The organism is Streptomyces sp. LS1784 (assembly GCF_020103755.1).
Lineage (GTDB): Bacteria > Actinomycetota > Actinomycetes > Streptomycetales > Streptomycetaceae > Kitasatospora.
In genome coordinates, this window is sequence record NZ_JAHSQD010000273.1 from 1 (window position 1) to 10,930 (window position 10,930).

Genomic DNA, 10,930 nt, shown 5'->3' on the forward strand with positions numbered 1-10,930 from the left:
GGCAGCTGGGGGCGCTCGCCGCCCTGGCCGTCGGAGCCCCCCTGCCCGTCGGATCCGTGGCCTCCGCCGGCCCAGGGGCTGCGCGGCTGCCACGGCTGGTCCGGGGCATCCGCCGGCGGCGGCGCGAAGGGGTTGCGCTCGCCGGTGTCGTCGCCGCTGCTCATGGGTTCAGCCATTCCTTCTCGGTCGGAGCTCGTTCGGAGGTTCTCGCGTCGGAGCGGTCTCCCGCGCCCCAATGATCCCGCAGCCGTCCGTCGGGTCGGCGGCGGCCCGTGCCACGGGGCCGCGGGCCGTTGCGGGCCGGGGCAACTCCGGTGCGGTGGGCCGGAGGAGATCCCCGTCTCAACTACGCGCGTAGCGCCGCCGGGAGGGTGCGGAGGCCGTCCGACCAGCCGTTATCGTGGTGACGGTCAGCAGCCCACAGAGGTTCCCCGGGGCCCGCGTCGCGGCGGGTTTCCCCGGAGTTCCCCCTCGCTCGACCTGCCGTTCGTAGTGGCCCCACCGCCGGTGGACGTACCAGCGGACGGCGCCCGACCTACGGAGAAACGCGCAGTGGCCGCCGCCCCCGCCCAGCACTTCCCGCCCCGTACGCCCGGACCGGCCCGCCTGGTGGTGCTGGTCTCCGGCTCCGGCACCAACCTGCAGGCGCTGATCGACGCCGTCGCCGATCCGGCCTACGGAGCCGAGATCCTCGCCGTCGGCGCGGACCGGGACGGGATCGTCGGCCTGGAGCGCGCCGAGAAGGCAGGCCTGCCGACCTTCGTCCACCGGGTGAAGGACCACCCGGACCGGGCTGCCTGGGACCGTGCGCTGACCGCTTCCGTCGCCGAGTACCAGCCGGACCTGGTGGTCACGGCCGGTTTCATGAAGATCCTCGGCCCCGAGTTCATCACCGCCTTCGCCGGGCGGATCGTCAACACCCACCCCGCACTGCTGCCCGCCTTCCCCGGCGCCCACGGCGTCACCGACGCGCTCGCGTACGGGGTGAAGGTCACCGGCTGCACCGTCCACCTGGTCGACTCCGGCGTGGACACCGGGCCGATCATCGCGCAGGGCGTCGTCGAGGTCGTCGACGCCGACCACGCCGATGGCGGCGAAGCGCTGCACGAGCGCATCAAGACTGTCGAGCGAAAGCTGCTCGTCGACGTCGTGGGCCGGCTGGCCCGCGAAGGTCACCGCATCGAGGACCGAAAGGTATGGATCCCGGCATGAGTGCCAGCTCCACCACCCCCCCTGTCTCCGAGAACGTCCGTCCGATCCGTCGTGCGCTGATCAGCGTGTACGACAAGACCGGTCTGGAGGAGCTGGCCCAGGGCCTGCACGCCGCCGGGGTCTCCATCGTCTCCACCGGCTCCACCGCCGGCCGGATCGCCGCCGCCGGTGTCCCGGTGACCGAGGTCTCCGAGCTGACCGGCTTCCCGGAGTGCCTGGACGGGCGCGTGAAGACGCTGCACCCCCGCGTGCACGCCGGCGTGCTGGCCGACCTGCGGCTGGAGTCGCACCGCGCGCAGCTGGCCGAGCTGGGCGTCGAGCCCTTCGACCTGGTCGTCGTGAACCTCTACCCGTTCAAGGCCACCGTCGCCTCCGGCGCCACCCCGGACGAGTGCGTCGAGCAGATCGACATCGGCGGCCCGAGCATGGTCCGCGCCGCCGCCAAGAACCACCCGTCGGTGGCCGTCGTGGTCGACCCGGCCCGCTACGGCGACGTGCTGAAGGCGGTGCGGGAGGGCGGCTTCGACCTGGCCACCCGCAAGCGCCTGGCCGGTGCCGCGTTCGCCCACACCGCCGCGTACGACGTGGCCGTCGCCTCCTGGTTCGAGGCCGGCTACGCGCCGAGCGACACTGCGAACATCAGCGGCTCCGCTGCGGGCTTCCCCGAGTTCCTGGGCGCGACCTGGGAGCGGCAGAACGTGCTGCGCTACGGCGAGAACCCGCACCAGGGCGCCGCGCTGTACAGCGACGGCACCGGCGGTCTGGCCGGCGCGCAGCAGCTGCACGGCAAGGAGATGTCGTACAACAACTACGTCGACACCGACGCCGCCCGCCGCGCCGCCTACGACCACACCGAGCCGGCCGTCGCGATCATCAAGCACGCCAACCCGTGCGGCATCGCGACCGGCGCCGACGTCGCCGAGGCGCACCGCAAGGCGCACGAGTGCGACCCGGTCTCCGCGTACGGCGGCGTGATCGCCGTCAACCGCCCGGTCACCGTCGCGCTGGCCGAGCAGATCGCCCCGATCTTCACCGAGGTCGTCGTGGCCCCCGGCTACGAGGAGGGCGCCCTGGAGGTGCTCACCCGCAAGAAGAACCTGCGGGTGCTGCTCGCCCCCGAGGCCCCGGCCAACCGCCAGGAGGTGCGCCCGATCTCCGGCGGCGTGCTGCTCCAGGACGCGGACCGGGTGCACGCCGAGGGCGACGACCCGGCGAACTGGACCCTCGCCACCGGTGAGGCGCTGACCGCGGAGGAGCTGGCCGAGCTGGCCTTCGCCTGGCGGGCCTGCCGGGCCGTCAAGTCCAACGCGATCCTGCTGGCCAAGGACGGCGCCTCGGTCGGCGTCGGCATGGGCCAGGTCAACCGGGTGGACTCCTGCAAGCTCGCGGTCGAGCGGGCCGGCGAGCGCGCCAAGGGCGCCTACGCGGCCTCGGACGCCTTCTTCCCGTTCGCGGACGGCCCGGCGATCCTGATCGCGGCCGGCGTCAAGGCGATCGTCCAGCCCGGTGGCTCGATCCGCGACGAGGAGGTCGTCGCGGCGGCCGCCGAGGCCGGCGTGACCATGTACTTCACCGGTGCGCGGCACTTCTTCCACTGATCCCGCCGGCGGCGTGACGGTGTGACAGAGCGGCCCGGCCCCCTCCGAGGAGGGAGCCGGGCCGCTCTGTCGTGCGGGCCGGTCAGTAACGCGGCCGGTTGAACCAGTTGACGCCGTCCCGGGTGGCCATGGCGACGATCCAGAGGACGCAGATCGCGATCCACAGCAGGCCGACCACCACGCCGAACCCGCTGCCCGCGGCCGTGCCCTGGGTCTGGCCGGCGCCGGTGATCGCGCTGACCGTCACGAGCAGGCCGAGCAGCAGGAACACCGAGGCGTACACGATGGTGGTGATCCGGGTGGCCGGGCCGCCCTTGCCGAACTTCACCCCGAGCGTGATCGAGAGCACCGAGGCGAGCAGGTAGACGATCCCGAAGACCAGCAGGATGCCGGCCGCCGCGTTGCCGAAGATCGCGGTGTCGCTGTCGGTGCTGTGCTGGTTGGCGACCGTCTTGGTGCCCGCGGCCGCGATCAGCAGGATGCCCGTGATGATGATCTGCACGCCACCGATGACGAACAGCAGCACCCGCGCGGTCATCACCAGGCCCGGCATGGACGGCGGGGCCACCGGTGCGTACCCGTAGGCCGGGGCGGCCTGCGGGTAGCCGTACGCGGCGGCCGGCGGCGGGGCCTGCTGCGGGTAGCCGTAGCCCGGGGCGGCCGGCGGCTGGCCGTACGGGTTGTTCGGGTCGGGCGGGTAGCTCATGGGTGCCTCCGGGCAGTTACGGGGACGCGGGGACGCGGGGACGGGACGTTGACGGCCCGGTGCCGGTCGGTGAGTCGGATCACCGGCCGAAGGGGACGTTAGCGGAGCGGGGTGACAGCCCGGCGGCGGTGACGGGCGCCGCGGCTCGGCAGCGTGGTGAGCGTCAGGGGCGCGAGCCGGCCGACGGGTGCGGCGCGGGCGGGACGGTGCCCTCGCGGTCGGACTGCTCGGTCTGCTGTGATCGGCTCACTGGCTCTTTCCCCCGGGTACAACGCTCCGCCGCGAGGGCCGTCGGCCCGTCACCGGGCCGGTTCGCGGCGGGAATGCGCTTATCGTCATCCGGACGACGGCGCCCTGTCCAGCCGGTTCAGCGCGCCGCGCCAAGACTGTGGCGCAACCGCAACGTGCGGCGGACCTCCGTACCCGTTCGTTCACCCGCCCGTCCATCCGTCCGGGACCGTCCCGCGCCGTGCGGGCCCTCGGTACGGGGACCCCCGGCGATCCGGGAGAATGGGGTCATGACTGCCCAGATTCTCGATGGCAAGGCCACCGCCGCCGCGATCAAGTCCGAACTCGCCGCCCGCGTGGCGGCCCTCAAGGCGAAGGGCGTCACGCCCGGCCTCGGCACCGTCCTGGTCGGTGACGACCCGGGCAGCCGCTGGTACGTGAACGGGAAGCACAAGGACTGCGCCGAGGTCGGCATCGCCTCGATCCAGCGCGAGCTGCCCGCCACCGCCACCCAGGAGGACGTCGAGAACGTCGTCCGCGAGCTCAACGCCGACCCGTCCTGCACCGGCTACATCGTCCAGCTGCCGCTGCCCAAGGGCCTGGACCAGAACCCGGTCCTGGAGCTGATGGACCCGGACAAGGACGCCGACGGCCTGCACCCGACCTCGCTCGGCCGGCTCGCCCTGGGCATCGAGGGCCCGCTGCCGTGCACCCCGCTCGGCATCGTCGAGCTGCTGCGCCGCCACGACGTCGAGATCAACGGCGCCGAGGTGGTCGTGGTCGGCCGCGGCATCACCGTCGGCCGCTCGATCGGCCTGCTGCTGACCCGCCGCAGCGAGAACGCCACCGTCACCCTGTGCCACACCGGCACCCGGGACCTCGGCGCCCACCTGCGCAAGGCCGACATCATCGTGGCCGCCGCCGGCGTGCCGCACCTGGTGAAGCCGGAGGACGTCAAGCCGGGCGCGGCGGTGCTGGACGTGGGCGTCAGCCGCAGCGAGGGCAAGATCGTCGGCGACGTGCACCCGGGCGTGGCCGAGGTGGCCGGCTGGATCTCCCCGAACCCCGGCGGCGTGGGCCCGATGACCCGCGCGATGCTGCTTAACAACATCGTCGAGGCGGCCGAGCGCCGCGCCGGCATCTGACACCCCAGGGACGGCGAGCATGACTGAACCGAGCCCGGCACGGACCCGCCGCAGGCCGGTCAAGACCACCGGCACCGTGCCGCCCGAGGGCTCGGCCGCGGCCCTCGGACGCGATCACGCGCTGCCGGTGCGGCAGTGGCCGATCACGTTGGTCCTGCTGGTCGTCGGCGCCGGCCTCGCGGTCACCTGGTTCGCGGACTCCAAGGACGGTTTCAAGTACGGGCTGCTGGTCCTCGGCGGCGGCGTGCTGCTCGGCGCGGTGCTGCGGCTGGTGCTGCCCGAGGTCGGGATGCTGGCGGTGCGCAGCCGCTTCACCGACGTGATCGTGCTGAGCTTCCTGGGCACCTCGATCGTGCTGCTGACCCTGGTGGCGCAGCCGAACCCGTGGCTGCAGATCCCGTTGCTGGACAACATCGGCCAGCTGATGGGCCGGCCCAGGCACTGATCCGCAGGCCTGCGACGGCCCCCGCCCGGCGCCTTGGAAATCCAGGGCCCGGGCGGGGGCCGTCCTTTTTCTGTGACGCATCAGCCACGCCACGACACCCGGCGTACGCTTCCCTTTGCGATAACCTGACGCCGGTCTCTCGACGTCGAGAGATCATCCTGGCTCCAGTGCCGGTGTGCCTGGGGCGCCTGGCGATTTGCTGGAGAAGGTAGAAATGACCCGCACCCCCGTCAACGTCACCATCACCGGAGCGGCCGGCCAGATCGGCTACGCGCTGCTCTTCCGCATCGCCTCGGGCCACCTGCTCGGTGCCGACGTGCCGGTGAACCTGCGCCTCCTGGAGATCCCGCAGGGCCTCAAGGCCGCCGAGGGCACCGCCATGGAGCTCGTCGACTGCGCCTTCCCGCTGCTGCGCGACATCACGATCACCGACAACCCGAACGAGGCCTTCGACGGCGCCAACGTCGCGCTGCTGGTCGGCGCCCGTCCGCGCACCGCGGGCATGGAGCGCGGCGACCTGCTCCAGGCCAACGGCGGCATCTTCGGCCCGCAGGGCAAGGCCATCAACGACCACGCCGCGGACGACATCAAGGTCCTGGTCGTCGGCAACCCGGCCAACACCAACGCCCTGATCGCCCAGCGCAACGCCCCGGACGTCCCGGCCGAGCGCTTCACCGCGATGACCCGCCTGGACCACAACCGCGCCGTCGGCCAGCTGTCCGCCAAGACCGGCGCCCTGGTCTCGGACATCAAGCGCGTCACCATCTGGGGCAACCACTCCGCGACCCAGTACCCGGACGTCTTCCAGGCCGAGGTCGCCGGCAAGCCGGCCTTCGAGGCCGTCGGCAGCGACCTGGCCTGGCTGGAGAACGACTTCATCCCGACCGTCGCCAAGCGCGGCGCCGCCATCATCGACGCCCGCGGCGCCTCCTCGGCCGCCTCGGCCGCCAACGCTGCCATCGACCACGTGTACACCTGGGTCAACGGCACCGCCGAGGGCGACTGGACCTCCATGGGTGTCGTCTCCGACGGCTCCTACGGCGTTCCGGCCGGCCTGATCTCCTCCTTCCCGGTCACCACCAAGGACGGCAAGTTCGAGATCGTCCAGGGCCTGGAGATCTCCGACTTCTCGCGCGCCCGCATCGACGCCTCGGTCAAGGAGCTGACCGAGGAGCGCGACGCGGTCCAGGAGCTGGGCCTCATCTGAGCCCGCCCCGCACGGCTTCACCGGCGGCCCGTCGCTTCCCTCCCGGAAGCGGTGGGCCGCCGCCGTGTCCGGCCCCGGGCGGTACCGGCCGTCCTACACTGGCCCGCTGTGAACGAAACACTCGGGGACGCCGCGCTCGTCCTCGTCTTCATCCTGCTGGGCGGGCTGTTCAACGTCGCCGAGATCTCGCTGATCTCGCTGCGCGAGGGGCAGATCCGGACGCTGGAGGGGCGCGGAACCCGGCGCGCGGCCCGGGCCGCGCACCTGGCCGCCGACCCCAACCGCTTCCTGGCCGCCGTCCAGGTCGGGGTGACCTGCATGGGCTTCCTGTCCGCCGCCTTCGGCGCGGACACCCTGTCCGGCAAGGTCGCCCCGCTGTTCGTCCGGGCCGGGCTGTCCGAGAGCATGTCCGACGCGGTGGCCCTGGTCGGCCTCACCCTGGTGATCAGCTACGCCTCGCTGGTGCTGGGCGAGCTGACCCCCAAGCGGATCGGCCTGCAGCGCGCCGAGTCCATCTCGGTCGTCGCCGCCCCGGTGGTGGACGTGATGTCGGTGGTGCTGCGGCCGGTGATCTGGCTGCTCGGCCACTCCACCAACCTGATGGTCCGACTGCTCGGCGGGGACCCGGCGGCGGGCCGCGGCTCGATGAGCTCCGAGGAACTGCGCGGCCTGGTCGCCGCGAACACCGAACTCGGAAGCGACGAACGGGCGTTGATCGCCGATGTGTTCTCCGCCGGAGAGCGCCAGCTGCGCGAGGTGATGGTCCCGCGCACCGAGGTGACCTTCCTGGACGCCGAGCGTCCGCTGGCCGCCGTCCGGCACCAGGCCGACACCTCGCCGCACTCGCGCTACCCGGTGGTCGAGGGCAGCGCCGACGCGGTGGTCGGCTTCGTCCACGTCCGCGACCTGTACGGCGCGCGCGGCGAGCAGGCCGCCAAGGTCCGCGACCTGGCCCGCCCGGTCAAGCTGCTGCCCGGCACCAAGCTGGTGCTGGAGGCGATGGGGGAGATGCGCCGGGAGGGCCACCATCTGGCCATCGTGGTGGACGAGTACGGCGGCACCGCCGGGATCGTCACCCTGGAGGACCTGGTCGAGGAGGTGATCGGCGAGATCCGGGACGAGTACGACCGCCCGGAGGCCGCCCCCACCCGCCGGCTGGCCGGTGGCGGCATGGAACTGGACGGCCTGCTCAACCTCGGCGACTTCGCCGAGGAGACCGGCGTCACCCTGCCCGAGGGTCCGTACGAGACGGTGGCCGGCTGTCTGGTCGCCGCGCTCGGCAGGCTGCCCCGGGACGGCGACCAGGTGCGCGTCCCGGTCGAGGGCGGCGGCGGGGTGCTGCTGACGGTGGCCAAGGTCGAGGGCCGGCGGATCGCCCGGGTCGGGGTGAGTGCGGTCACACTGGCCGAACCACCGGGGGCAGAGGTTTCCTGAGCGAGCGGTGGTACTGGAACAATGGCCCGCATGGTCAACGCAGCGGTCACCGGTCCGGTCAAGGACCGTCCCCGGGTGCTCTCCGGCATCCAGCCCACCTCCGGCTCGTTCCACCTCGGCAACTACCTGGGCGCGGTACGCCAGTGGGTCGACCTGCAGAAGGAGAACGACGCCTTCTACATGGTCGTCGACCTGCACGCGATCACGGTGCCGCAGGACCCGGCGACGCTGCGCGAGAACACGCGGGTCTCCGCCGCGCAGCTGCTCGGTGCGGGCCTGGACCCGGACCACTGCACGCTCTTCGTCCAGTCGCACGTGCCCGAACACGCGCAGCTCGCCTGGGTGATGAACTGCCTCACCGGCTTCGGCGAGGCCTCGCGGATGACCCAGTTCAAGGACAAGTCCTCCCGGTACGGCTCCGAGAGCACCACGGTCGGCCTGTTCACCTACCCGATCCTCCAGATCGCGGACATCCTGCTCTACCAGGCGGACGCCGTCCCGGTCGGCGAGGACCAGCGCCAGCACGTGGAGATCACCCGCGACATCGCCGAGCGCTTCAACACCCGCTACAGCCCGACCTTCACGGTGCCGAAGCCGTACATCCTCAAGGAGACGGCGAAGATCCAGGACCTCCAGGACCCGGCCGTCAAGATGAGCAAGTCGGCCTCCTCGCCCAAGGGCCTGGTGAGCCTGCTGGACGAACCGAAGGCCAGCGCCAAGAAGTTCAAGAGCGCCGTCACCGACACCGGCACCGTCGTGTCCTACGACGAGGAGGGGAAGCCGGGCGTCTCCAACCTTCTGCGCATCCACTCCGCGCTCAGTGGCCAGTCGGTCGACCAGCTGGTCGCGCACTTCGAGGGCAAGATGTACGGCGCCCTGAAGACCGAGCTGGCCGAGCTGTTCACCGAGTGGGTCACCCCCTTCCAGGAGCGCACCCGGATGTTCCTGGACGACCCGGCGGAGCTGGACCGGGTGCTGGCGATCGGCGCCGAGAAGGCCCGCGAGGTGGCGTCGGTGACGCTGGAGACGGTGTACGACCGGATCGGCTTCCTCCCGGCCGCCAAGCGGTGACTCCCCTCACGCACCTGCCCGCTGGTGGCGACCTCCCCGAGGTCGTCACCATCGGCGTGTCCGTGAGCGTCCCGGACCCGTACGGCACGGAGATCCAGGACGCCCGGGCCGGGCACGGCGATCCGCTGGCCCGGTCGATACCCACGCACGTCACCCTGCTGCCGCCGACCGAGGTGCCCGCCGAGGAGCTGCCGAAGATCGAGGAGCACCTGGCGGCGGTGGCGGCCGCGCACCGGCCGTTCCGGATGCTGCTGCGCGGCAGCGGGACCTTCCGCCCGGTCTCCCCGGTGGTGTACGTCCGGGTCGAGGAGGGCGCGCAGGAGTGCCGGCTGCTGGAGGCGGACGTCCGCTCCGGCCCGCTGGCCCGCGAGTTGGCCTTCCCGTACCACCCGCACGTGACGGTCGCCCACGGGCTGTCGGACGACGTGCTGGACCAGGCGTACGAGCAGGCCCGCGGCTTCCACGCGGCCTTCCCGGTGCCGGACTTCGGCCTCTCCCGCTTCGACGCGGACGAGGTCTGGCGGCCCTGGCGGAGCTACTCCTTCGGCTGAGGCCGGTCCGGGTCGGTCCACGCCCCGGTCCGCGTCCCGGCCCGCCCGAGTTCGAGCATCCGGTCGACCACCCGGCGGGCCGCGCCGCCGTCGTCCAGGGCGCAGTGCTCGGCCCGGAAGCGCCGGTAGCGTTCGGCGTAACCGGGCGGCAGTCCGGCGTCGCCGTCGGCGAGTTCGCGCAACGCGCCGAGCAGCGCGGCGGAGGTCGGCACCAGCGGGCCGGGGGCGTTCGGCTCGAAGTCGAAGGAGAAGCCGCGCAGGGTGTCGCGGTAGTGCTCCAGGTCGTAGGTGAAGAAGTACATCGGGCGGCCGGTGACGGCGAAGTCGAACATGATCGACGAGTAGTCGGTCACCAGTACGTCCGCGATCAGCAGCAGCTCCTGCGGGTCGGGGTAGTCCCCGCAGTCGTACAGGAAGCCGTCGCCGGCGCCGGGCAGCGGCTCGCGCACGTGCGCGTGCGCGCGGACGAGCAGCACGTGGTCCGGGCCGAGCAGGCGCCGGGCGTGGTCGAGGTCCAGCCGCAGGTCGAGCCGGAAGCCGTCGCCGTCGCCGCGCTGCTGGTCCTCGCGCCAGGTCGGCGCGTACAGCACGACCCGCCTGCCCTCGGGGATGCGGAGCCGGCGGCGGACGGACGCGGCGGTCCGCGGGTCCGGGCGGGCGAGCACGTCGTTGCGCGGGTAACCGGACTCCAGCAGTTCGCCGCCGTAGCGGAAGGCGCGCCGGAGGATCGGGGTGGCGAACGGGCTGGGGGAGACCAGCAGGCTCCACTGCGGGGTCTCCCGGTCGAGCGCCTCCAGGTAGCCGCGGTCGGCCAGCCAGGGACTCTCGACGTCGTGGGCGATCCGCTTCAGCAGTGAGCCGTGCCAGGTCTGCACGACGACCTGGCCGGGGCGGCGCTCCAGGAAGTCCGGAAAGTGCGTGTTGCCGACCAGGTACCGGCAGGTGGCCAGCGCGAGGTACCACTCCGGGCTCCAGCTCCGCACCGGGACGACCCCGGGCGGCACCACGGCCTGGGCGTCGTCGACCACCCACAGGTGCTCCAACCGGGCTTCCCTGCGCACGAGTTCGGCGTGTACCGCGCGCGGGGAGTCGGCGTAGCCGCGGCCGCCGAACACGTCGTACAGCGCCGCCTCGCGCAGCGGCGCGCGGCGGGCGGCCGGGTAGTGCTCGGTGCGCAGCCGGTGCTGCGTCCAGGCGCTGCGCTCGTCGGCGGTGAGCACCGGGGTGGAGTCCACCAACAGGGTGTCGTGCCACCGGCGTTGCAGCAGGACCCGCTTGCCCCCGGCGGTGGTGGCGGCGGGGACGGCGGGCAGCGCGGCGGGGGCGGCGAGCA

The 10,930-nt window shown here is 72.6% G+C and carries 10 protein-coding genes; 8 read left to right on the plus strand and 2 right to left on the minus strand.

Going from position 1 to position 10,930, the window contains the following annotated elements:
• The first annotated feature begins 552 nt into the window (after positions 1-552).
• Entirely contained in the window at positions 553-1,212 is a 660-nt protein-coding gene (gene purN, locus KS423_RS26590) for a phosphoribosylglycinamide formyltransferase (RefSeq protein WP_224282299.1), read from the plus strand.
• Entirely contained in the window at positions 1,209-2,810 is a 1,602-nt protein-coding gene (gene purH, locus KS423_RS26595) for a bifunctional phosphoribosylaminoimidazolecarboxamide formyltransferase/IMP cyclohydrolase (RefSeq protein ID WP_224282300.1), read from the plus strand. The genes purN and purH overlap by 4 nt, the downstream gene beginning before the upstream one ends.
• 82 nt (positions 2,811-2,892) lie before the next feature.
• Here purH and KS423_RS26600 read toward each other — a convergent pair whose 3' ends face one another.
• Positions 2,893-3,516 carry a hypothetical protein gene (locus tag KS423_RS26600; RefSeq protein ID WP_224282301.1) on the minus strand — a complete coding sequence of 208 codons (624 nt, stop codon included), beginning with the start codon at positions 3,514-3,516 and terminating at the stop codon, positions 2,893-2,895.
• Positions 3,517-4,034: 518 nt separating this feature from the next.
• On the opposite strand from KS423_RS26600, the gene KS423_RS26605 reads away from it, so the two are divergent.
• The 6 genes from KS423_RS26605 to KS423_RS26630 all read left to right on the plus strand — a co-directional run bounded on the left by KS423_RS26605 (position 4,035) and on the right by KS423_RS26630 (position 9,597).
• Positions 4,035-4,889: a bifunctional methylenetetrahydrofolate dehydrogenase/methenyltetrahydrofolate cyclohydrolase gene (locus KS423_RS26605; protein ID WP_224282302.1), complete on the plus strand. Its 855-nt coding sequence runs from the start codon at positions 4,035-4,037 to the stop codon at positions 4,887-4,889.
• A gap of 19 nt (positions 4,890-4,908) precedes the next feature.
• On the plus strand, positions 4,909-5,334 hold the full coding sequence (locus tag KS423_RS26610) for a DUF3017 domain-containing protein (protein WP_224282303.1): 426 nt from the start codon (positions 4,909-4,911) through the stop codon (positions 5,332-5,334).
• A 214-nt stretch (positions 5,335-5,548) separates the two neighbouring features.
• Positions 5,549-6,541, plus strand: a complete 993-nt coding sequence (locus tag KS423_RS26615; protein WP_224282304.1) for a malate dehydrogenase — start codon at positions 5,549-5,551, stop codon at positions 6,539-6,541.
• Between the two features lie 108 nt (positions 6,542-6,649).
• Entirely contained in the window at positions 6,650-7,975 is a 1,326-nt protein-coding gene (locus tag KS423_RS48110; protein ID WP_224282305.1) for a hemolysin family protein, read from the plus strand.
• Between the two features lie 30 nt (positions 7,976-8,005).
• On the plus strand, positions 8,006-9,046 hold the full coding sequence (gene trpS / locus KS423_RS26625; protein ID WP_224282306.1) for a tryptophan--tRNA ligase: 1,041 nt from the start codon (positions 8,006-8,008) through the stop codon (positions 9,044-9,046).
• Positions 9,043-9,597: a 2'-5' RNA ligase family protein gene (locus KS423_RS26630; RefSeq protein ID WP_224282307.1), complete on the plus strand. Its 555-nt coding sequence runs from the start codon at positions 9,043-9,045 to the stop codon at positions 9,595-9,597. Before trpS ends, KS423_RS26630 begins: the two co-directional genes overlap by 4 nt.
• Here the strand turns inward: KS423_RS26630 and KS423_RS26635 are convergent.
• Positions 9,582-10,930, minus strand: a 1,349-nt coding sequence (locus KS423_RS26635) for a CDP-glycerol glycerophosphotransferase family protein (protein WP_224282308.1), incomplete at its 5' end; no start/stop codon positions are given. The two genes, KS423_RS26630 and KS423_RS26635, sit on opposite strands and share 16 nt — an antisense overlap.